Origin of the sequence: Xanthobacter pollutisoli (assembly GCF_040044995.1) — a bacterium.
Classification (GTDB): Bacteria; Pseudomonadota; Alphaproteobacteria; order Rhizobiales; family Xanthobacteraceae; genus Xanthobacter.
In genome coordinates, this window is record NZ_JBDZDP010000001.1 from 216862 (window position 1) to 238665 (window position 21804).

Genomic DNA, 21804 nt, shown 5'->3' on the forward strand with positions numbered 1-21804 from the left:
AAGAAACGGGCAGGCGCCGCATCTGCCTCATACTTCGTCATGGGCGGCTGCGACACGTCCGCGCCCTGCGGCGTGAAGCCGTCAGAGGCCGAGGCGGGACCACATGGCCCGCTCTTCCACGGCGGCAGCGGCACCCAGCGTCGCCTCGCGGGCAAGCGCGCCGGAAAAGCCCGAGGCGCGGCGCAGCAGGAAGCCGGAGGAGGCCGGCACCAGCTTCAGCTTCACATCGGTGCCGTAGCGCGCCTTGAGGATGCCCCGCACGTCGCCGAGCCCGTCCACCAGGCCGAGGCCCACCGCCTGTGTGCCGAGCCAGAACTCGCCGGAGAACAGGGCCGCGTCATCCTCCGCCAGCGCGTCGCCCCGGCGCGCGCGCACCAGATCGGCGAACACGGTGTGCAGCTCCTTCAACAGGGCATCCAGCCGTTCCACGTCCTCCGGCTGGGCGGGGCGGAAGGGATCGAGGGTCACCTTGCGCTCGCCGGCCGTATAGACGCGGCGCTCGATGCCGAGCTTTTCGATGGCCTTGTCGAAGCCGAAGCCGGCGGTCACCACGCCGATGGAGCCGACGATGGAGCAGGGATCGGCGAAGATCTCGTCCGCCGCACAGGCGATCATGTAGCCGCCGGAGGCCGCCGCATCCTCCACGAAGGCGAAGACGTGCTTCTCCTTCTCCTCCGCCAACGCCCGGATGCGGCGGAAGATGAGATGGGATTGAACCGGCGAGCCGCCGGGCGAATTGATGATGAGCGCCACTGCGGGCGCCTCCTTCATGCCGAACGCCTTGTCGAGGGCCTGGGCGACGCCGGCGAGGGACAGGCTGCGGGCGAACGGCGTCGTCATGCCGATGGGGCCGGCGAGCCGCACCACCGGCACCAGGGGCGCCTCGGAGCGCCATTTCTTCGGAAGGATGCCGCGGGCGCGGCGCGATAGGGAGGAGAGGAATTCGGCCATTGCAAAGATGTAGGCGGTCGCGGTGGCGCGCTCAAGGCGAGCCGACGCCGGCTGGCTTGACCCTCGTCAGCGCAGCGCCGCGCCGTCGCGCAGCACAGCCTCTGCCTCGGCCGTCGGCCGGCCGGCGGCGTCGGCCAGCACCAGCCCCGGCAGGATGGCGGGCGGCGTGCGCCGGCCCTTGGTGGCGCGCACCAGGAGGCGCACCGCCGCCCGATCGGCACGCGGATGGACCGGCAGGATCTCCGCCGCCCCGAACCGGCCGGCGAGGGCAGCAAGCAGCTCCGCCAGCGCCTCCGGCCGATGGATAAGGCAGAGGACGCCGCGCGCGGCGAGGCAGCGGTCGGCGGCGCGCACCCACTCCTCCAGCAGCCCCTCCTCCGCCATATGGGCGCGGGCGCGGGCATTGTCCGGCGAGGTGCGGTGGGCGGCCGTCGCGTTGAACGGCGGATTGGCCAGCACGAGGTCTGCCGCGCCAGCGCCCGGATGCGGCGGGCCAGACGGCCGCGCCAGCGCCGCCACGTCGGCCACCACCACGCTGGCGCGGCCGGCCATGGCATTCAGCGCGATATTGTCGGCGGCGAGAGCCGCAAGCTCAGCGTCGATTTCCACCAGCGTCGCCTGCGCCGCGGCAATCCGGGTGAGAAAGGCGAGGCCGGCGCTGCCCACGCCTGCGCCGAGGTCCACGGCGACGCTGCATGCGCCCGGCGCGAAGGCGGCGAGGAGCAGCGCGTCGTGCCCCACCCTGTGCCCGCTCAAGCTCTGGCGCAGCAGCAGCCGCCCGCCCAGCACACTGTCGGTGGAGCGCGCGCCGGCCTGCGGCTCAGCTTCAGTCGGCATCGCGCAGCGCCGCGCCGAATCCCGCCTCCTTCAGCAGGCGGCGGGCGCGCGTCACGTCCTCGTCCACCACCAGCAGGCGGCGGGGAAAGACGCCGATGGAGCCTTCCATGACGCTCATGTGGGCATCCGCGACCATGTGCCCGATGTCCGCGGCGGTCAGCAGAGCCTCGATGGCGCCGAGGAGAACGAGATCGTTGGTTCTCACCATCTCCTGCATCGTATACCACCTGCCCCAGAGGTCACGCAGGACCGGCGCCTTACCCGTCCGAGGGTGCTGCCGCGCGGCCGGAGCTTGCACGGCACCCATCCGCATCCCTATGGTGCGGCCCGAAGAATGACAAGCGGGAGCGTTTCTTGGCCCTCGTCCTTCCGTTCGAGCCCAATGAGCCGTCCATCGAGGCGCTGGTCGCCCTGGTGAAGCCGGACATGGAGCGCGTGAACGCCGTGATCCTGGCGCGCACCGGTTCCGACGTGGCGATGATTCCAGAGGTGGCCAACCACCTCATCTCCTCGGGCGGCAAGCGGCTGCGCCCGATGCTGACGCTCGCCTGCGCCGCCCTCGCCGGCTATCGCGGCGAAGGCCATGTGAAGCTCGCGGCCTCGGTGGAGTTCATGCACACCGCCACGCTGCTCCATGACGACGTGGTGGACGAGAGCGACATGCGCCGCGGCAAGCTCGCCGCGCGCAAGCTGTGGGGCAACGAGGCGAGCGTCCTGGTGGGCGACTTCCTGCTCGGCCAGGCCTTCAAGATGATGGTGGAGGTGGGCTCCATGACCTGCCTCGACATCCTCTCCACCGCCGCCTGCGTCATCGCCGAGGGCGAGGTGATGCAGCTCGCCGCCGCCAAGAACACCGCCACCTCCGAGGACGATTACCTCGCCGTCATCCGCGGCAAGACCGCCGAGCTGTTCGCCGCCGCCTGCGAGGTGGGCGCGGTGCTGGCCCAAAGGCCCAAGGCGGAGCTCGCGGCGTGCCGCTCCTACGGCATGAACCTCGGCATCGCCTTCCAGCTGGTGGACGACGCCCTCGACTATGGCGGCTCCCAGGCCAAGCTCGGCAAGAACGTGGGCGACGACTTCCGCGAGGGGAAGATCACCTTGCCCGTCCTCCTCGCCTTTCGCCGGGGCGACGAGAAGGAGCGCGCCTTCTGGCAGCGCTGCCTGGAAAAGGGCGAGGCGGACGATGCCGACCTCGCCCAGGCTATCGGCCTGATGACGCGCCACCGCGCCATCTCCGACACGGTGGAGCGCGCCCGCCACTACGGCGCCATCGCCAAGGATGCGCTGGCGCTGTTCCCCGGCGGGCCCGCCAAGGACGCGCTGATGGAGGCGGTGGACTTCTGCCTGTCCCGCGCCCACTGAGGCGGGGGCACGAACGAAAAGGCCGGCCCCTCGCGGAGCCGGCCTTTTGTTTGCGCGTCCGATCTTCGGCCGACGGCCTCAGGCGACGGCGGGACGGCGGGACGGGATGAGGGCGGCGGGCTTCAGGGCGAAGGCGCCCTCGCCGGCCAGCGCCACCACCAGCGAGGCAATGGTGAGGAAGGCGGGATATTCCCAGCCGCCGCCGGGAGCCGAGAACACCCAGCCGTTGGGCAGGTGGTAGTTCAGCGCGCCGAGCATGATGGGGATCAGCAGCACGGACACCTGCCGGGCATAGACGCCGGCGAGGATGAGGATGCCGCCGACGAGCTCGGCCGCGATGATCGGCAGCGCCAGCTGGGAGGGCAAGCCGATCTTGGCGAGGAAGCCGGCGAAGCCGGGCACGGTGAAGATGAAGACCTTCATCAGAGCGTGGGCGATCCACATGACGCCGAGGGAAGCGCGCAGGATGAAGAGGCCGTAGGGGGCGGTGCGGGTGTCAAGCATGGGAGTAATCTCCGGTTTGCGGTGACACGACATCTAGCCTTCGCGCTGACGCACGGCCATACTCATAAAAACCCGGTCTTGTTTGCACCGGTGCAATTCACAAAGCGCCGAGGTTTGGTCCGATGATTGCGTGGGATGATTTCCGCCTGGTGCGCGCCATTGCCGAGACCGGCACCCTGGCGGGCGCCGCGGAGCAGCTGAACGTCAACCACTCCACTGTCTTCCGCCGCCTCGGCACGCTGGAGGAGCAGCTCGGCGCGCGGCTGTTCGAGCGGGCGCGGGCGGGCTATGTGCCGACCCCCATGGGCGAGGAGATGGTGCGCCTCGCCGAGCGCATGGCCGACGAGGTGCTGGCGGTGGAGCGGCGCATCACCGGGCAGGACCTGCGGCCATCCGGCGAATTGCGGGTGACCACCAACGACACGTTGCTGGTGCACATGCTCACCCCGGTCTTCGCCTCGTTCCGCGCGGCCTATCCCGAGATCCGGCTCGACGTGGTGATCTCCAACCAGTCGCTGAGCCTGTCCAAGCGCGATGCGGACGTCGCCATCCGCGCCAGCGACCGGCCCGGGGACACGCTGGTGGGGCGGCGCATGGCGTCCATCGCCTGGGCCATCTACGGCAGCGCCGCGCATCGGCCGGACGCGCCGCTTGCCCTCTCCGACCTGCGCCAGCACGACTGGATCGGCTTTTCCGACAATCTCGGCACCATCCGGCCGGCCAAGTGGCTGCGCGAGCGGGTGGGCGAGGAGAAGCTGGTCTACCGCGTCAACACCGTGCTCGGCCTCGCCGAGGCGGCGGCGGCGGGCATCGGCCTCGCCCTGCTGCCGTGCTTCATCGCCGCGGTCACGCCCGGCCTGGTGCAGCTGATGGAGAAGCAGACCGAGCTGGAATCGGGCCTTTGGCTCCTGACCCACCCGGACATCAAGGCGACGGCGCGGGTGCGCACCTTCATGGAGCATGCGGGCCGCGAGATCGGTCGGATGCGCCCCCTCATCGAGGGGCGCGAGGGCCAGCCGCAGGCGGCGGAGGCGCCTGCCGGCTGAGGCGGGCCTATTCGGCGGAAGCTTCGGCGGTGCCGCGCTTGGTCTTGGCGCGGCGCGAGGCCACCTGCGGGCGGTCGCTGCCGGAGCTGACGAAGTCGCACCACATGGTCTGCACGCCGGCGAGCGAGCCGCGGAAGGAGTTGGTGCCGGTCTTCACCAGATCGAAGCAGGGCTCGAAGGTCATGCCCTTCACGAAGCCGCAGACATTCTCGCCGCGCACCCGCAGGGTGTTGGGCGGCAGGCGGACAAAGCGCGGCGCGTTATCGCGCAGCGTGATCATGCCGGCCACGGAGCCGTCGGGATAGACCCGGCCGGCACCCTTGGAGCCCTCGAAACAGTTGAACGAGAACAGGCGGCCGAGCACGAACTCGCGCGCCTGTTCGGCGGAAAGCTGCTGGGCGGCCGCGGGCGCCGGGGCGAGGGCCGCCGATGAGGCTGCGGCAAAGCCCAGAGCCGCGAGAAGGATGCTGCGCATGGCTTGTTCGCGATTACCCGTTTGATCGTCGTTCACGTTGCGCAGACACCACCGGTCGTTGTCAAGAGACGGAACAGCAGGAGAACACCCAAGGCGTGCGCCCGGCGCCGGATTTTCCGCCGCCGTGCCTTAACTGTCGCTCTCAGGCCGTTACCGCGCGATGAACAGGGCGCTCCTTGATGGGCAGATTGATGGCGGCCGAGGCGAAGGACAGCGCCACCGAGAGCCACCACAGCCACGCATAAGTTCCCGTCGCCTCGTAGATCTCGCCGCCGAGGTACACGCCGAGGAAGCCACCCACCTGATGGGAGAAGAAGGCGAAGCCGTACAGCATGGCCATGTAGCGCGTGCCGAACATCAGCATCACCAGCCCTGATGTGGGCGGCACGGTGGAGAGCCAGAGGAAGCCCATGGCGGCGCCGAACGCGTAGCAGCTGAGCGGAGTGATGGGCACCAGCACGAACACCGCGATGGCGACGCCCCGCCCGGCATAGATCCAGGCGAGCAGCCACTTGCGCGACACCCGGTTGGAGAGATAGCCGGCGGTCAGCGAGCCGATGATGTTGAACAGGCCGATGAGCGCGAGGGTGTAGGCGCCCACCGACAGGCTCATGCCATTGTCCACCAGGAACGCCGGCATGTGGACGGTGACGAAGGCCAGCTGGAAGCCGCAGGTGAAGAAGCCGAGCACCAGCATCACGTAGCTCGGATGGCGCAGGGCCTCGCCGAGGGCGGCGGAAATGCTCTGCTGCGGCGCATGGGCGGCGCTTGCCGAAGCCTCGGAGCTGCGGGTGGCGAGGGCGAGCGAGAACGGCAGCACGATGAGCATGGACGCGCCGAACACCAGCAGCGTCTCGTGCCAGCCGATGCTGTCCATCAGCCCGCGGGTGAGCGGCGGGAACAGGAACTGGCCGAACGAGCCGGCGGCGGTGGCGGCGCCGAAGCCCAGCGACTTCCACTCGTTGGGAAGCAGCTTGCCGAAGGCGGCGAGCACGAGGTTGAACGAGGCGGCGGACAGGCCGAAGCCCACCATGACGCCGGCGCTGAGGTGCAGCAGGCCCGGCGAGGTGGCGTAGGCCATCAGCACCAGCCCGGCGGCGTAGAGCACCGCGCCGGCGCACATCACCCGCACGGTGCCGAAGCGGTCGGCCACCGCCCCGGCGAAGGGCGATCCCAGGCCCCACAGCAGGTTCTGCACCGCCACGGCGAAGCCGAACACGTCGCGCCCCCAGCCGTATTCCTGCGACATGGGCAGGAGAAACAGCCCGAAGACCGAGCGGGGGCCGAAGGTGATGAGGGCCACCGCGCAGCCGGCAATGACGATGAGGATGACGGGAATCGCGCTGCGCCGGGTATCGGCGGGCGGCAGGGTCGTGGCGGACATGGGCGCAGCTCTGAATCGGGGTGCGCCGGTGGGCGCGAAGTCCGGCTTAGTTTACGAGCGGTCGCCGTCCTTAGGGAAATCAATAATCGTCAACAGACCCATGAACCCTTCTCATGTGTCATCGCCGCACCCGGGGCCGGGAAGCGGGCGCCCGCCGCGCTCAGACCACGCTGGAGCGCGGCCGGGCGGGCCATCCCGGCCCGCCCGGAACGCGATCGGGCTCAGCCGCGGCGCGGCCCCTCGTGGAAGCCGCGGTGACCGCCCATGCCCTTGAACTGCTGGCGCAGAAGGGCGTTGAGGCGCTGCTTCTGGTCGGTGTCGAGGGTCTTGTAGAGCGGATCGGCGGCATCGGCGATCTTGCGCAGATCGGTGGCGCGGGCATCCATGCGGTCGGCGGCGGTGCGCATGCGGGCGATGGGATCCACCGCCGTGTTCGCCTGGCGCGCGGCCTGCCGGTCGGCGCGGATCTGCTGCATGCGCTGGGCGCGCTCCTTGGCCACGTCCTTCAGCGTCTGCTCGACGCCCGGCCAGAGCTTCTCCTGATCGGGAGTGAGCTTGAGCGTGGTCTTCAGCGCGGCGATGCGCGCGTCGGTGAAGATCGCGCGGTCCTCGGGGCTCGGCTTCCAGCGGCCGGGACCGGACGAAGCCGCGTCGGTGGCGGCGGCGGGGCCGGCCGGCCCGTTGTTGGCGGCGTAGGTGACGGCGGAGCCGGCGAGGAGCGCGGCGACGGTGGCGGCAATGACGGCTCGTTTCATTTCAAGTCCTCCTCCAGGGGGTGAAGGAAGCATCGTCCGCAACGCTCTGAGCGGCAACTTAAAGTTCTGTAATCGACATCTTGTTACAAGTTGATAAAATTGAGAAAATTCTGAAATAAAGGGCCTTCGCCGCGTCGCTGTTCCGCCATGACTTTCACTGTGGCGCCGCACTTCCGACGAGCATTTGCCGCGTAAGGCTCTCAACCGCCGACTGACCCCTGCGATACCCCCGCCGTTCCATCTCGCAGTTCCACGCGCCGGGCTCTCCCGAGATGCGATAGAGGCAGTAGCCGCCGGCGCCGCGATCATCGTCCGGGCCGGCCGAAGCGGAAGGCACGCCGACGACGGGGATCGGACCATCCGCCGCCGGGATCTGGCCCAGCGAGCTGCGATGATCGTGGCCGTGGAGGACCAGTTCCACCCCCGCCCGCGCCAGCACCGCCCGCACCTGCGCGGCGTCCCGGAGGTCGCGGTGGAACGCCCGTTCGCCCACCGGCGGATGATGGATCATCACCACCCGGAACAGGCCTTCCGCCTTCAGCCGGTCCAGCAGATCGGACAAGCGGTTACGCTGGCTGCGGCCCACCTGGCCGCTGGCCAGGAAAACGGCCGTGGGAATGGCGGTTGAGACGCCCACCACCGCCACCTGACCGCGCCGGCGGACGTACGGGAAGGAGTCCACGTCCACCGGCGTGTTGGGATGTGTATCGTCGCCGGCAAGGAAAGGCGCCCACCGCTCCAGATGGTAGGCCAAGGCGGAGCGCACGTAGGCGTCGTGATTGCCCGGCACCACGCTGACCTTGTGGGGCGTGCCGAGGGAGGCGAGGAAGGTGGCGCCGGTGTCGAATTCCGCCGGCAGGCTCACGTTCACGAGATCGCCGGTGACGCAGATGTGGTCCGGCGCCTGCGCCAGCAGATCGGCGATCAGCGGCGTGAGGGTGGAGGCCCCGAAATTGCGCCGCCGCGCGCCGATCCAGTTCATCATGCCGAAGAAGCGCTTGCCCAGCAGCTCGGAAATCCGCGCCTCGGGAATCGGGCCGAGGTGGGGGTCGGAGAGATGGGCGATCACATACATGCGGCGGACCTCTCGGGCAGCGGGACGGCGGCGCTTATAGCAGATAATGGCCAACGTCCGGCCCCTGGGGCCCGGTGAGGGGCAACCTGCGCCCGGGCCCCGCGGCCGGAGCGCGCGCACGCCCGAGGAATGGGAATTGATGTTGCCGTCATCGGCCCGCACCGTTCATGCTGCAATGCGATTACAAGTCCACAGGCAATTGCGGGTTTCCTCCGTGCGTGCACTTCTTGCCATTGTGCTCTCCTTCCTCCTCCCTGCCCCCCTCCTCGCCGCCCAGGTGGCGGTGCGCGGCGCCGAGATCCTGGTGGACGGCAAGCCCTTCATTCCCCTCGGCGCCAGCGGCGAGGCGCGCTTTGCCGATCTCAAGGCGCTCGGCGCCAATGTGGTGCGCACATACGGCCAGGAGCCGGGCGAGATTCTCGACGCGGCGCAGCGCGCCGGCCTGAAGGTGATGGTCGGCTTCTGGCTCGGCCACCCGCGGCTCGGCTTCAACTATGCCAACCGCGCCGCGGTGGAGGCCCAGCTCGACGCGCTGCGGCACATGGTGGAGCGCTATCGCACCCATCCCGCGCTGCTCATGTGGGGCATCGGCAACGAAGTGGAGGTGGAGCTGCCGCCTGAGGAGGCAATGGCCGTGTGGCCCGCCGTCGAGGAGGCGGCGCGCCTGGTGAAGTCACTGGATGGCCAGCACCCCACCATGGCGGTGGTGGCCGAGGTGGGCATGGACAAGGCAGCGCTGGTGAAGCGCTACGCGCCCAGCATCGATGTGCTCGGCATCAACGGCTATGGCGACGGCCTCCTGACCGCACCCGCGCGGGCCCGCGCGCAGGGCTGGAGCGGCCCCATCGTCATCACGGAGCTCGGCGCCCTCGGCCATTGGGACGCCCCCAAGACGCCGTGGGGCGCGCCCATGGAGCCCACTTCCACCGAGAAGGCGACCCGCGTGCGGCGCTATCTCACCGCGGCGAAGCAGGCCGGCGCCGGCGTCATCCCCTTCCTGTGGGGCCAGAAGCAGGAGGTGACGCCCAGCTGGTATTCCCTCCTGACCCCGACGGGCGAATGGACCGAGACGGTGGAGGTTATGGCCGAGCTCTGGGACGGCAGCGTGCCTGGCGGCCCGAACCGGGCGCCGCGCGTTCTCGGCCTCGCCCTCGCCGGACCGGCCCGCTTCGGCACCGACGGCGAAACCCTCGTCCGCCTCGCCGCCACCGATCCCGACGGCGATCCCATCAAGGTGGAATGGCAGATCATGGCCGAGACCACCGCCCGGAGCGTCGGAGGCGATCCCGAGCCGGTGCCGCCGAGCTTCCCCGCCGGCCTGCACGACCCCTCGCCGTCCGGCGTGCGCATCTACGGCCTGCCGCCGGGGCGCTACCGGGTGTTCGTGGTGGTGCGGGACGGACGCGGCGCCGCCGCCACCGGCAACCTGCCATTCGAGGTTCAGTGACGCATTTTTTCCCGCCGACGCATTTCAGCACGCAGCGATAGTCTGGAGGTTTTCATGCCGAAGATTGACCGCCTCATGGTGGGCGAGGCCCTGGTGGGCGAAGGCAACGAGGTGGCCCATATCGACCTCGTGATGGGGCCGCGCGGCTCGTCCGCCGAGACCGCCTTCGTCAATGCCCTGACCAACAACAAGGACGGCTTCACCACCCTGCTCGCCGTGGTCGAGCCAAACCTGCTGGTGAAGCCCGCCACCGTGCTGTTCAACAAGGTGACCATCAAGGACGCCCGCCAGGCGGTGCAGATGTTCGGCCCCGCCCAATATGCGGTGGCCAAGGCCGTGGCCGATTGCGTCGCCGACGGCATCATCCCGCTGGAGGAGGCGGACGACATCTTCATCTGCGTCGGCGTGTTCATCCACTGGGACGCGGCAGACGATGCAAAGATCCAGGCGTTCAATCACGAGGCGACGCGCCTTGCCGTGAGCCGCGCCGTCACAGGCACGCCCAGTCCGGCCGAGGTGATGGCCCGTCGTGCCACCGCCCGCCATCCGTTCGCCGCCGACTGAGACGGCCGGGGGCCGTCAGTCCGCCGTGTCGTTGGAAACGCTGAGCGCCAGCCCGCGGCCGATCCAGGCCCCGGTGCCGGCAAGCCCCGCCCCGAGGATGAAGGCCAGCGCCGGCCAGTGCGCCGCAGCGAGGCAGAGCCCCACCAGTAGGCCGGAGACCGCGCAGGCCATGGCCACGACCAGGACGGAAGCGCGCTCGCGCGCGCTTGCATCCGCTGCCGCGAGGCTGTGTGCCGCCAGATGCCCCGGTTGTGCACCGGGGGGCGGGTACGAGCGACCCTTCATTTCGAATGCCACGATATTCCTCCCCCGCCGCCGATGTCCGGCGATCGTGTCGTTGAAGCGACAGTAAAGCAGAAAATACTTTCTCCTTCATCATCGACTTGGGCCAAGTCCCAAATTTCTCAGAAAACCCTCAGCGCGCCGCCGCTTCTGCCCGCGGCTTCAGGCGCCGGCGCAGGACCAGCGCCAGAAGCCCGGCGAGGAGGACGATGGCAGCCAGCGCCTCGAAGCCGGAAGAGAATCGGTCCGTCGCCTCCTTGATCCAGCCCACGAGATAGGGGCCGACGAAGCCGCCGAGGTTGCCGATGGAATTGATGAGCGCGATGCCGGCCGCCGCCGCGGTCCCGCGCAGGAACAGCGGCGGCACCGACCAGAACGGCCCGAGCGCCGCATAGATGCCCATCGAGGCGACCGACACCGCGGCGATGGCGAGCGCATTGGTGGGCGCGTGCACGCTGGCGATGAGCCCCACCGCGCCGAGGAAGGCGGCGCCCGCCACGTGCCACACCCGCTCGCGGCGGAAATCGCTGTGCCGGCCCCACGCCAGCATGGCGACCGCGCTCAGCGCATAAGGAATGATGAGGATGAGCCCCACCTGCGTCGGCGTGTAGCCCATGGCCCGCACGATCTGCGGCAGCCACAAGCCGATGCCGTAGAGCCCGACCACCAGCCCGAAATACACAAGGCTCAGCAGCAGCACGCGGGCATCGCACAGCGCCGGCCACAGGGCGTGGTGGGTCGCCCCCTCCCCCGCTGCCCCGTCCGCGTGGGTGGCGTGGTCGGCGGCGAGACGGGCGGCGATGGCCGCCTTCTCCTCATCGTCGAGCCAGGACGCCGTTTGCGGCCCGTCGGGCAGATGCACCAGCACGACGAGGCCGAGGGCGACCGCCGGCAGGCCCTCGATGATGAACAGCCACTGCCAGCCGGCGAGGCCGAGAAAACCGTGGGTCTGGAGCAGGAGGGCGGACAGCGGCGAGCCGACGGCGCTGGCGATGGGCACCGCCGCCATGAACAGCGCCACATAGCGTGCCCGCACCGACAGGGGAAACCAGTAGCCGAGATAGAGGATCATGCCCGGCAGGAAGCCCGCCTCCGCCGCGCCGAGCAGGAAGCGCACGATGAAGAACCCGGTGGGGCCGGTGACGAAGGCGGTGGCGGCGGAGATCAGCCCCCAGGTCACCATGATGCGGCAGATCCACAGCCGCGCGCCGACCTTCTGGAGCACGAGATTGCTCGGCACCTCGAAAATGAAATAGCCGATGAAGAAGATGCCGGCGCCCCAGCCGTACACCTCGGGGGAGAAGCCGAGGTCGGCGTTCATGGTGAGCGCGGCGAACCCGACGTTCACCCGGTCGAGGAAGCTCGCCACATAAAGCACCATCATCAGCGGGATGAGCCGCCGCACCGCCTTGGCGAAGGCCCGCGCCTCCACCCTCCCCGCTTCCGCCGCGTCCAAGGCCGCTCTCCCGCCACCGTGACCAGAGCTTGTGGCGGCGGCCGCGGCGAGCGTCAACGCTCCGGCGGCGGGCGGCGGGACAAAAGCCGCGCGCAAACGCGCGCAAAGCGGCGTTATAAAAGGGTCAGAGGCCTCATCTAAGAGGACGCCTCGCTGGCACAGCTTCCGGCCCGCCCCGTGCCTGAGCTAGGCTGCACGCACCTACCAACGGGGACCATTGCATGTTTTCGCTTGAAGGCCAGAAGGCGCTCGTGGTCGGCGTGGCGAACGACCAGTCCATCGCCTGGGGCTGCGCCAAGGCGTTCCGCGATCAGGGTGCCGATGTCGCCATCACCTATCTCAACGCCAAGGCAGAGCCCCACGTGCGGCCGCTCGCCGAGGCTTTGGGCGCAAGCCTGATCCTGCCGCTGGACGTGAGCGTTCCGGGCCAGCTCGAAGCCGTCTTCGCCGAGATCGGCGCGCGCTGGGGCCGGCTGGACACGCTGCTGCACTCCATCGCCTTCTGCCCGAAGGAGGACCTGCACGGCCGGGTGATCGACTGCTCGGCCGACGGCTTCGCCAAGGCCATGGACGTCTCGGTCCATTCCTTTCTGCGCATGATCCACCTCGCCGAGCCGCTGATGGGCGCCGGCGGCACCTGCATGACCGTGTCCTTCTACGGCGCGGAGAAGGTGGTGGAGAATTACAACATCATGGGCCCGGTGAAATCGGCGCTCGAATCCGTGGTGCGCTATGCGGCGGCCGAGCTCGGCGAGAAGCGCATCTCCGTGCATGCCTTGTCGCCCGGGCCGCTGAAGACCCGCGCCGCCTCCGGCATCGGCCATTTCGACGAGCTGCTGAACGCCGCCGCGGAGCGCGCGCCCACCCACCTCCTCGCCTCCATCGAGGACGTGGGCGCCTTCGCCGCCTTCCTGGCGAGCCGCGAGGCGGCGAACGTCACCGGCGGCGTCCACCAGATCGACGGCGGATACAGCATCATCGGCTGACCGCCGATCCGACCTCGCCCCGAACGCCACCGAGAAGGGACACGCCGCCATGCAACGCGAGAACCGGACCTTCGACGAGCTCACGGTAGGCGAAACCGCCGAGCTGAAGCGGGTCTGCACCGCGGACGACCTCTTCGTGTTCGCCTCGGCCTCGGGCAATTTCAATCCCATGCACCTGCCCGGCTACGACCTCGACCACGACGGCCGGCCGGACGAGGTGACGGCGCCGGGCATGTGGGTGGCCTCGCTCATCTCCGCCGTGCTCGGCACCATCCTGCCCGGCGCGGGCACGCTCTACCGCTCCCAGTCTTTCGAGTTCCTCGGGCGGGCGCGGGCGGGCGACGATCTGGTGGCGCGGGTGCGCGTCACCGCCAAGCACGACGACGGCACGGTGACCCTCGCCACCTCGGTCCATCGCGAGGAGGGCGAGGAGGAGCTGCTGCGCGGCGAAGCCCTCGTCACCGCGCCGAGTACCAAGCTCCAGTACGAGGAGCAGGACATGCCGGGGCTGGTGGTGCAGCGCCATCGCCATTTCGATGCGCTGGTGGCGCAGGCCGAGCCGCTCCCTCCCCTGATCGTCGCCGTGGTCGCCCCCGAGGAGCCCAACGCCCTGGGCGGGGCCCTCCTCGCCACCCGCCACACGCTCATCACGCCCATCCTCATCGGCGACGTCGGGAAGATCGCGGCCGCCGCCGCGGAGCTGGGCGAGAGCCTCGACGGCATCGAGATCATCGACATCGCCGATCATGCCGCCGCCGCCAACGCGGCGGTGGACCTCGTGGTGGAAGGCCGCGCCGCGGCGGTGATGAAGGGCCACCTGCATACCGACGAACTGCTGCGCGCCGTCCTGCGCAAGGAGAACGGGCTGCGCACCGGCCGCCGGCTGACCCACATCTTCGTCATGGACGTGCCCGGCGTCCCCCATCCTCTCCTCGTCACCGACGCGGCCATCAACATCCTGCCCGACCTCGCCACCAAGGTGGACATCGTGCAGAACGCCATCGACCTCGCCCTGTCCCTCGGCATCGAGCAGCCCAAGGTTGGGGTGCTCTCGGCGGTGGAGACGGTGAACCCGCAGATCGTCTCCTCGGTGGATGCGGCGCTGCTCTCCAAGATGGCCGAGCGCGGCCAGATCACCGGCGGCCTGGTGGACGGGCCGCTCGCCATGGACAATGCCATCAACGTCGCGGCGGCCCGCACCAAGGGCATCGTCTCGCCGGTGGCGGGGCGCGCGCAGGTGCTGGTGGTGCCCAATCTCGACGCCGGCAACATGGTGGCCAAGCAGCTGACCTACGTGTCCCACGCCGAGGGCGCCGGCCTCGTCATGGGGGCACGGGTGCCCATCATCCTCACCTCGCGGGCGGACAGCGCCAAGGCGCGCCTCGCCTCCTGCGCGGTGGCGGCCATCTACCACGCCCGCACCGCGGGCAAGACGCGCGCGGGAGGCGAGGCATGAGCCGGCCGGTCACCCTCACCCTCAATGCCGGTTCCTCCTCCCTCAAGTTCAGCCTCTACGACATCTCCGGCGAGCCGGCGCAACTCGCCGCCGGGCTGGTGGAGAACATCGGCAAGGCGCCGCGGCTGAAGGCGGACCTCGGCGAGGGCGAGGCGCGGGTCGCGCGTGAGCTCGACGCGGCGCAGGCCGCCGACCATCACGGCGCGCTTTCGACCGTGCTCGACCTGTTGCGGCAGACCTTCCCCACGGCCCGCGCCTCGGTCGTCGGCCACCGGGTGGTGCATGGCGGCCCGCGCTTCAGCTCGCCCATGGTCGTGACGGATGGGGTGATGGCCGAGCTTCGCAAGCTCGCGCCCTTCGCGCCCATCCACCAACCGCACAATCTCGCCGGCATCGCGGCGGCGCAGGCCGCCTTCCCCGAGGCGCTGCAGGTGGCGTGCTTCGACACCGCCTTCCACCGCCACCATCCCAAGGCCAACGACGTCTTCGCCTTGCCGCGCGAATATTACGACAAGGGCATCCGCCGCTACGGCTTCCACGGCCTGTCGTACGAGTATGTCTCGGGCGAGCTGAAGCGCATCGCGCCCCTCATCCATGCCGGGCGCGTGGTGGTCGCCCATCTCGGCAACGGCGCCTCCATGTGCGCCATCCTGGACGGCCGCTCGGTGGCCTCCACCATGGGCTTCACCGCGCTCGACGGCCTGCCCATGGGCACGCGCTGCGGCCAGGTGGACCCGGGCGTCATCTTCTACATGGTGCAGCAGGAGGGCCGCACCATCGACGAGGTGCGGGACATCTTCTACAACAAGTCGGGCCTGCTCGGCCTCTCAGGCATCTCCAACGACATGCGGGTGCTGGAGAGCGCCGGCGTGCCGGAAGCCAACGAAGCCATCGACTATTTCGTCTTCCGCATCCGCCGCGAGCTGGGCGGCCTCGCCGCCGCGCTGGGGGGACTCGACGCCTTGGTGTTCTGCGGCGGCATCGGCGAGAATTCCCGCAAGATCCGCCGCCGCATCTGCGACGGGCTCGACTGGATCGGCCTGGAGCTTGACCACGATCGCAACGACAGCAACGCTCGGGTGATCTCGACGGATTTCAGCCGGGCGCGGATCATGGTCGTTCCCACCAACGAGGAACTCGTCATCGCGCGCGCCGCACAGCGCCTGCTCGCCGAAGGGCAGGCGGCCACGGCCTGAGGAGGGGAACATGAGGAAGGCGATCCGGCCCGACGAAGCGGCCGCGCTCGTTCACGACGGCGCCACCGTGCTCATCGGCGGCTTCATGGGCGTCGGAACGCCCGAGCGCATGATCGACGCCCTCGTGGCGCGCGGCGCGAAGAACCTCACCGTCGTCGCCAACGACGCCGCCATGCCCGGCCGCGGCATCGGCAAGCTGGTGAGCGCCGGCGCCATCTCCCGGGCGGTGATGTCCCACATCGGCCTCAACCCGGAGATCCAGGCCAAGATGATCGCCGGCGAGGTGGAGGTTGAATTGGTGCCCCAGGGCACGCTGGTGGAGCGCATCCGCGCCGCCGGCGTCGGGCTCGGAGGGGTGCTCACCGCCACCGGCCTCGGCACGCCGGTGGAGGACGGCAAGCAGGTGATCGAGATCGACGGCAAGCGCTTCCTGGTGGAAAAGCCCATCCACGCCGACTTCGCGCTGATCGCCGCCCAGCAGGCCGACTATGCCGGCAACCTCACCTATTCGCTCACCGCACACAATTTCAACCCCATCATGGCCCTCGCCGGCCGCAGCGTGATCGTCGAGGCGGAGCTGATCGTGCCGGTGGGCGTGATCCCGCCCGACGCGGTGAAGACGCCGGGGGTGATCGTCGACCACATGCTTGCGAGGGCCGCGTGATGGGCATGAACGCCAAGGAAGTGATTGCCCGCCGGGTCGCACAGGAGATCAAGCCGGGGATGCTCGTGAACCTCGGCATCGGCCTGCCGAGCATGGTGGCAAACTTCATCCCCGCCGATTTCGGCGTCTATTTCCAGGCGGAGAACGGGGTGATCGGCCTCGGCGCCCGCCCGCCGGAGGGCATGGAGGATCCCCACCTCACCGACGCCGGCGGCAGCTTCGTCACGGCGGTGCCGGGCGCCGCCTCCATCGACAGCGCCATGAGCTTCGGCATCATCCGCGGCGGCCATCTCGACATGACGGTGCTCGGCGGGCTGCAGGTGGACGAGCGCGGCTTTCTCGCCAACTGGATGGTGCCGGGCAAGATGGTGCCGGGCATGGGCGGCGCCATGGATCTGGTGGCCGGCGCCAAGCGCGTGGTCGTCGCCATGGTGCATGCCGCCAAGGGCGAAGCCAAGATCGTGCCCACCTGCTCGCTGCCGCTCACCGCCCTGCGGCGGGTGAGCCTCATCGTCACCGAGATGGCGGTGATCGAGCCCACCCACGAGGGCCTGGTGCTGCGCGAGCGCGGTCCCGACGTGAGCGTGGACGACATCCTCGCCCAGACCGCCGCGCGCCTCATCGTCGAGGGCGACGTGCCGGAAATGCGCCTGGGCTGAGCCGGGGCTTGCGCCCCGGCGCGAACGTTCCGTGCATGCGTGCTTCCCGAAGGCCGCCTATTGGGCGGCTTGGGTCAGCGGCGCAAGGGGGTCCTCCAGCACGTCGAGGGTGGCGGGGGGCAGGTCGAGCACGGCGCGGAAGCGCTGGAGCATGGCGAGGGTGCGCGGCTCCATGTCCGCCAGCGCGCCGGGCACGAACTGCACCACCTCGGCCGCGCGACGCCGCTCCTCTGGCGTGCGCAGGAGATCGGGCAGGGTGTCGACGGCGGCGGCGCCGGCATATTCCACGATCAGGCTCTGCTCATGGATGATCTTGGCCCGCTGCGCCGCCGGCAGTGAGCGGAATGGCTCGTCCTTGGTCAGCACGCGGGCCGAGCGCTCGAGGCGGTCGCGCCGCACGGTGCCGCGGGCGTCGGCGAGCAGAATCAGCATGCGGATCACCGCCTCCACGAAGCCGCCGGACGCCACATGCAGCAGGGCCGACTGCACCTCGGGCAGGCCGATCAGCTCCTCCTTCGACTTGTGGGTGCGCTCGAAGTTGAAGTTGCGGCCGAACCAGCGCATCTGCGGCGTGGCGTAGATGCTGAAGAAGGCCATCTCGTACCACGCGTCGCGCAGGTCGCGCACGATGTCGAAGGTCTGCTCGAAGGCATCGGCCACCAGCTTCTCGGCGAGCACGAAGGGGTTGGTCTCCTCCGCCGGCCGCCGGGCCTGCGCGGTCGCCTCGGCGATGGCGGGCAGCGGCGCAAGCACCGGGTTGCGCGAGGACAGGGCCGCCCGCTGGAGTCGCAGCGGATGCATCTGGCGGCCGAGCTCGGCGCTCGCCCGCGTCACGCTCGCCTGCACCAGCGGGCGCATGAACACGTCGTAGAGCTCGGCCTGGAGCTCGGACAGGCGCTCCACCGCGCCGAACGGCACCTCATCCTGCCGCCCGTCGCCATAGCCGGGCAGATCGGACACCTTGCGCTCGGCGAAGGACACGGTGAAGCGCTTCTCATGGCCTTCGCCGGCCACGTCCTCGATCACCATCTCATAGAGGCCGGGCTGGAGCGCCTCGATGGTCTTCAGCGTGGAGGCCACCTCCTGATGCTCGCGCTTGGCGATGGAGGACGACACGAAGATGCCGAGGTGGCCGATGCTCTCGTGCACCATGTAGACGATGCGCTGGCCGCGGATGCGGATCTCGGTCTCGTCCGCATAGGCGTCCATGATCCAGTTGAGCGCCTGCTTCACCGGCGTGATGTTGTCGCCGTGGCTGGCGAAGACGATGATGGGCGAGTGGATCTGCTTCACGTCCAGCACGCGGCCGTGCTCCAGGCGCGCCTCGTTGCGGGCGAGCTTGTTGCCCACGAACAGCTCGCGCACGATCCACACGATCTCCGGCTCGTTGAGCAGGAAGAAGCCGGACCACCACTTCTCGAACTCCAGGAAGCGGCCGCGCTCGGTGTCCACCTTCTCGAACAGGTCGTAATACTTGCGGAACCAGGTGCGGCCGGGATTGAGCATCTCGAAGTTCAGCACCAGCCACGCGCCGTCGAAGACGCCGTCGCCATAGTCGGACCAGAACATGGGCTGGACCTGGCCGCCGAGCAGGCCGGCATTGTAGCGCATGGGGTTGGCCCCCACCTCGCCGGACCAGGTCTCCACCGGCGCGCCGTTCAGCACCAGCGGGCCGGTGATGTCCGGGTTGGAGGCGCCGAGGATCAGCGTCGCCCAGCCGCCCTGGCAATTGCCGATCACCACGGGCTTGGGCGCGTCCGGGTGGGTCGCCTGCACGTGGCGCACGAAGGCGGCCTCGGCGCGGGTGACGTCGGCCAGCGTCTGGCCCGGCTCCGGCTCGCGCCAGAAGGCGGTGAAATAGACCGGATGGCCGCCCTTCAGCGCGACGCCCACCTGGCTGTCGGCCTTGAAGCCGCCGATGCCGGCGCCGTGGCCCGCGCGCGGGTCGATGATCATGTAGGGGCGCTTCCACTCGAAGACCTCGACGCCCTCCGGCGGCCTGATCCTGAGCAGCATGTAGTTGCACGGCCGCGGCAGCTGGCGCCCGTCGACGGCGATGTCGTAGTCGTAGATCAGGACCGGCGGGCAGCCCGCCGCCTCGTGGGCAAAGAAGGTATCGCCGCGCTCGCGCAGGGCATCCGCCACCAGCACCGCGCGCTGCGCCCGGTCGAAGCCGTAGTTCGCCGCATCCTTGAGGATCGAGAACGGCGCCCGGCCCGGCTTGGTCACTTCCGCGACGATGCCGGTCAGCGCATTGAAGGTGGCGCGCAGGCGCTCGCCATGGGTCTGGGAGATGCTGGTGAAGTGGCGGCCCGCGGCCTTGGAGGTCAGTTCGCCCACCCCCGACCATTCGGACATCTGGGCGGTCAGCGCCAGCGCGCGGCGACGCGCGGTCCAGGCGTTGCCGTCGGTGACGGCGGCGAAGAAGGGGTTGATGTAGTCGCGGGGCAGGTTGGGCGAAGACAGGGAATCCAAGCGAGCCTCCATGGCGCGGCGACGCTGCTGCGCCGCCGCCGGCCGGAATGGGCGCCCGCGGGGCGGGGCACCTTTCGCGCCCATGCTACCGGCGCCGTGTTGCAGGCTTATGGTTGAGCTGGATCAAAATCTCAGAGCCGGCTCATCAACTGCCCCCTCCCCTGCCGGCTCAGCGGCGGGCGAGGGTTTCGCGCAGCCAGGCCATGAAGCGCTCCACCTTGCGCAGGCGCAGGTGGCGGTGGGGACAGACCAGCCAGTGGGCGCGCACCGCCACCGGCCGGGCGTCCGTCACCGGGCAGACCAGCCGGCCCGAGGCGAGCTCGCGATGGGCGAGCAGCGTGCTCTCGAAGGCCATGCCGAGGCCGTTGGCTGCCGCGTCCACCGCCATGTATGAGCGGTCGAACTGGAGGCCGGCGGCCGGCGCCGTGCGCTCGGGCAGGCCGTGAAGGTGGAAGAACTGGCTCCAGGAGGCCAGCGCCTTCACCGACTGGATCAACCGGAAGCCGGCGATGTCCCGCACGGTCAGAGACGGCTTGGCCAGGAGGGCCGGGCTCAGCATGGGCCGGAACTCGTCCTCCACGAGGGACTCCACATAGAATCCGGGCCATTCGCCCTGGCCGTAGCGGATCTCCAGATCCACCCCGTCGCGGTCGAAGTCGGTGGGCTCGTTGGTCGCGTCGAGGCGCACGCCGAGGTTTGGCTCGCGGGCGAGGAAATCGTCGAGCCGCGGCAGGATCCATTTGGTGGCGAAGCTCGGCGCGGCGCGCACCAACAGCACGTTGGCCGCCTTGTAGCCGCGCATGCGCCGCGTCGCGGTGTCCACCATGTCGAGGGCGGTGGAGATGCTCTCGAAATAGCGCTCCCCCGCCTCGGTCAGCACCATGCGCCGGTTCTGGCGCAGGAAGAGGGTGGTGGCGAGGTGGTGCTCCAGCAGGCGGATCTGCTGGCTCACCGCCGAGGGCGAGACCCCCAGCACCTCCCCCGCCCTCGTCACGGTTCCGTGCCGCGCGGTGGCGTGAAAGGCGGCGATGGCCTTGAACGGAAGGGGATAGTCCATGGCACCCGATCGTGAAGCTGGGCTAAACGATCGGGAGGGAAAACTTGGTTGTCAATGCCCTGCGCGGCCCCCTAGCGTGACATGGCAGGGGTAAGGGCTGCGCCAACGACCCGCCACTCGCACAAGCCACTTGCACGAACGGGCGCCAAAGACCCGCTCGGCCAATCAACCGGCATTTGCCGGACGGAGGATCGACCCATGAAGCTTGCCGTTCTCGCGGCGGTCGCCGCATTGGCTTTTGCATCTCCGGCGGCCCATGCCGTCACCCTCAAGCTCGGCCACAACGCCGCCCCCGGAAATCCCAAGGACGAAGCCTCGCTGTTCTTCGCCAAGCGGGTGGGCGAGCTCTCCGGCGGCAAGATCACGGTGCAGGTGGGCGGCAACTCGCAGTTCGGCGACGACGCCGAGATGCTCACCGGCCTGCGCCTCGGCACGCTCGACATCTCGGCCAACAGCCAGGGCCCCACCGCCGGCATCGTGCCGCAGTTCGGCGTCATCGGCCTGCCCTTCCTGTTCAAGACCCTGCCCGCCGCGTGGCAGGTGCTCGACGGCCCCATCGGCGACGAGCTGAAGACCGAGGCGGAGAAGAAGAATCTCGTCGTCCTCGCCTTCTGGGACAACGGCATCCGCCACATCTCCAACAACGTGCGCCCCATCACCAAGCCGGATGATCTCAAGGGCCTGAAGATCCGCACCCCGCCGGATCCGGCGACCATCGACACCTTCGCCGCGCTCGGCGCCAACCCGACGCCCATGAAGTTCTCCGAGCTCTACCTCGCGCTCCAGCAGGGCGTGGTGGACGGGCAGGAGAACCCGCTCATGAACATCTATTCGTCCAAGCTGTTCGAGGTGCAGAAATACCTCTCGCTCACCGGCCACAAATACGAAATGACCGTCTTCCTCATGAGCAAGCCGGTGTGGGCAAAGCTTTCGGCGGACGACAAGAAGATCATCCAGCAGGCGGCCACCGAGGCGCGCGACCTCAACCGCAAGCTCTCCGCCGCCTCCGACGAGAGCCTGCGCGGCAAGATCGAAGCCGCCGGCGTGAAGTTCAACGACGTGGACACCGCGCCCTTCCAGGCCATGGTGAAGCCCGTCTACGAGAAGTGGACCAAGGAGCAGGGTGACTTCGTCGGCCGCGTCCAGGCCGCCGCCAAGGCGGCGGGCATGTGA

The 21804-nt window shown here is 69.4% G+C and carries 22 protein-coding genes; 10 read left to right on the plus strand and 12 right to left on the minus strand.

What is annotated here, in order from left to right; all coding sequences use genetic code 11:
• Window positions 1–81: 81 nt before the first annotated feature.
• From ABLE93_RS01035 to ABLE93_RS01045, 3 genes are all read right to left on the minus strand, one after another.
• A complete protein-coding gene (locus tag ABLE93_RS01035) occupies window positions 82–951 on the minus strand; it encodes a S49 family peptidase (RefSeq protein WP_348837281.1) in 870 nt (289 codons plus the stop codon).
• A gap of 66 nt (window positions 952–1017) precedes the next feature.
• A complete protein-coding gene (locus ABLE93_RS01040; protein ID WP_348837282.1) occupies window positions 1018–1788 on the minus strand; it encodes a tRNA1(Val) (adenine(37)-N6)-methyltransferase in 771 nt (256 codons plus the stop codon).
• Window positions 1778–1996, minus strand: a complete 219-nt coding sequence (locus tag ABLE93_RS01045) for a putative signal transducing protein (RefSeq protein ID WP_510182955.1) — start codon at window positions 1994–1996, stop codon at window positions 1778–1780. The genes ABLE93_RS01040 and ABLE93_RS01045 overlap by 11 nt, the downstream gene beginning before the upstream one ends.
• Window positions 1997–2142: 146 nt before the next feature.
• On the opposite strand from ABLE93_RS01045, the gene ABLE93_RS01050 reads away from it, so the two are divergent.
• Window positions 2143–3150: a polyprenyl synthetase family protein gene (locus ABLE93_RS01050; protein WP_348837287.1), complete on the plus strand. Its 1008-nt coding sequence runs from the start codon at window positions 2143–2145 to the stop codon at window positions 3148–3150.
• A 78-nt stretch (window positions 3151–3228) separates the two neighbouring features.
• On the opposite strand, the gene ABLE93_RS01055 is transcribed toward ABLE93_RS01050, so the two are convergent.
• On the minus strand, window positions 3229–3654 hold the full coding sequence (locus ABLE93_RS01055; RefSeq protein WP_348837288.1) for a DoxX family protein: 426 nt from the start codon (window positions 3652–3654) through the stop codon (window positions 3229–3231).
• 122 nt (window positions 3655–3776) lie between these two features.
• On the opposite strand from ABLE93_RS01055, the gene ABLE93_RS01060 reads away from it, so the two are divergent.
• Window positions 3777–4700 carry a LysR family transcriptional regulator gene (locus ABLE93_RS01060; RefSeq protein WP_348837290.1) on the plus strand — a complete coding sequence of 308 codons (924 nt, stop codon included), beginning with the start codon at window positions 3777–3779 and terminating at the stop codon, window positions 4698–4700.
• A 7-nt stretch (window positions 4701–4707) separates the two neighbouring features.
• On the opposite strand, the gene ABLE93_RS01065 is transcribed toward ABLE93_RS01060, so the two are convergent.
• The 4 genes from ABLE93_RS01065 to ABLE93_RS01080 form a co-directional block, all read right to left on the minus strand.
• Window positions 4708–5175, minus strand: coding sequence for a hypothetical protein (locus ABLE93_RS01065; RefSeq protein ID WP_348837292.1), 468 nt, complete (start codon window positions 5173–5175; stop codon window positions 4708–4710).
• A gap of 142 nt (window positions 5176–5317) precedes the next feature.
• Window positions 5318–6559 carry an MFS transporter gene (locus ABLE93_RS01070; RefSeq protein WP_348837294.1) on the minus strand — a complete coding sequence of 414 codons (1242 nt, stop codon included), beginning with the start codon at window positions 6557–6559 and terminating at the stop codon, window positions 5318–5320.
• A 221-nt stretch (window positions 6560–6780) separates the two neighbouring features.
• Entirely contained in the window at window positions 6781–7314 is a 534-nt protein-coding gene (locus tag ABLE93_RS01075) for a Spy/CpxP family protein refolding chaperone (RefSeq protein ID WP_348837297.1), read from the minus strand.
• 154 nt (window positions 7315–7468) lie between these two features.
• Window positions 7469–8389, minus strand: coding sequence for a metallophosphoesterase family protein (locus ABLE93_RS01080; RefSeq protein ID WP_348837300.1), 921 nt, complete (start codon window positions 8387–8389; stop codon window positions 7469–7471).
• A 214-nt stretch (window positions 8390–8603) separates the two neighbouring features.
• Between ABLE93_RS01080 and ABLE93_RS01085 the strand changes: the two genes are divergently transcribed.
• Both ABLE93_RS01085 and fae read left to right on the plus strand, forming a co-directional pair.
• Window positions 8604–9836, plus strand: coding sequence for a glycoside hydrolase family 2 TIM barrel-domain containing protein (locus ABLE93_RS01085; protein WP_348837302.1), 1233 nt, complete (start codon window positions 8604–8606; stop codon window positions 9834–9836).
• A gap of 54 nt (window positions 9837–9890) precedes the next feature.
• The gene (gene fae / locus ABLE93_RS01090) at window positions 9891–10400 is read left to right on the plus strand and encodes a formaldehyde-activating enzyme (RefSeq protein WP_348837303.1); all 510 of its coding nucleotides are present in this window, start codon (window positions 9891–9893) and stop codon (window positions 10398–10400) included.
• Between the two features lie 15 nt (window positions 10401–10415).
• Here the strand turns inward: fae and ABLE93_RS01095 are convergent, their stop codons facing one another.
• Both ABLE93_RS01095 and ABLE93_RS01100 read right to left on the minus strand, forming a co-directional pair.
• Window positions 10416–10697 carry a hypothetical protein gene (locus ABLE93_RS01095; RefSeq protein WP_348837304.1) on the minus strand — a complete coding sequence of 94 codons (282 nt, stop codon included), beginning with the start codon at window positions 10695–10697 and terminating at the stop codon, window positions 10416–10418.
• Between the two features lie 118 nt (window positions 10698–10815).
• Window positions 10816–12138, minus strand: a complete 1323-nt coding sequence (locus ABLE93_RS01100; protein ID WP_348837305.1) for an MFS transporter — start codon at window positions 12136–12138, stop codon at window positions 10816–10818.
• 221 nt (window positions 12139–12359) lie between these two features.
• Here ABLE93_RS01100 and fabI point away from each other — a divergent pair, with 221 nt between their 5' ends.
• The 5 genes from fabI to ABLE93_RS01125 are packed head-to-tail and all read left to right on the plus strand — an operon-like array spanning window position 12360 to window position 17099.
• The gene (gene fabI, locus ABLE93_RS01105; RefSeq protein ID WP_348837308.1) at window positions 12360–13124 is read left to right on the plus strand and encodes an enoyl-ACP reductase FabI; all 765 of its coding nucleotides are present in this window, start codon (window positions 12360–12362) and stop codon (window positions 13122–13124) included.
• 49 nt (window positions 13125–13173) lie between these two features.
• Window positions 13174–14580: a bifunctional enoyl-CoA hydratase/phosphate acetyltransferase gene (locus ABLE93_RS01110; RefSeq protein WP_348837310.1), complete on the plus strand. Its 1407-nt coding sequence runs from the start codon at window positions 13174–13176 to the stop codon at window positions 14578–14580.
• Complete coding sequence (locus tag ABLE93_RS01115; protein WP_348837311.1) at window positions 14577–15776, plus strand: acetate/propionate family kinase; 1200 nt, start codon at window positions 14577–14579, stop codon at window positions 15774–15776. The genes ABLE93_RS01110 and ABLE93_RS01115 overlap by 4 nt, the downstream gene beginning before the upstream one ends.
• A gap of 10 nt (window positions 15777–15786) precedes the next feature.
• Window positions 15787–16440 (plus strand): CoA transferase subunit A, encoded by a 654-nt coding sequence (locus ABLE93_RS01120; RefSeq protein WP_348837313.1) that lies wholly within the window; start codon window positions 15787–15789, stop codon window positions 16438–16440.
• Between the two features lie 5 nt (window positions 16441–16445).
• A complete protein-coding gene (locus tag ABLE93_RS01125; protein WP_348838449.1) occupies window positions 16446–17099 on the plus strand; it encodes a 3-oxoacid CoA-transferase subunit B in 654 nt (217 codons plus the stop codon).
• A gap of 57 nt (window positions 17100–17156) precedes the next feature.
• On the opposite strand, the gene ABLE93_RS01130 is transcribed toward ABLE93_RS01125, so the two are convergent.
• Window positions 17157–19574: a DUF3141 domain-containing protein gene (locus ABLE93_RS01130; RefSeq protein WP_510182956.1), complete on the minus strand. Its 2418-nt coding sequence runs from the start codon at window positions 19572–19574 to the stop codon at window positions 17157–17159.
• Window positions 19575–19743: 169 nt separating this feature from the next.
• Entirely contained in the window at window positions 19744–20631 is an 888-nt protein-coding gene (locus ABLE93_RS01135) for a LysR substrate-binding domain-containing protein (RefSeq protein ID WP_348837314.1), read from the minus strand.
• Between the two features lie 198 nt (window positions 20632–20829).
• Between ABLE93_RS01135 and ABLE93_RS01140 the strand changes: the two genes are divergently transcribed.
• Window positions 20830–21804 carry a TRAP transporter substrate-binding protein gene (locus tag ABLE93_RS01140; protein ID WP_348837316.1) on the plus strand — a complete coding sequence of 325 codons (975 nt, stop codon included), beginning with the start codon at window positions 20830–20832 and terminating at the stop codon, window positions 21802–21804.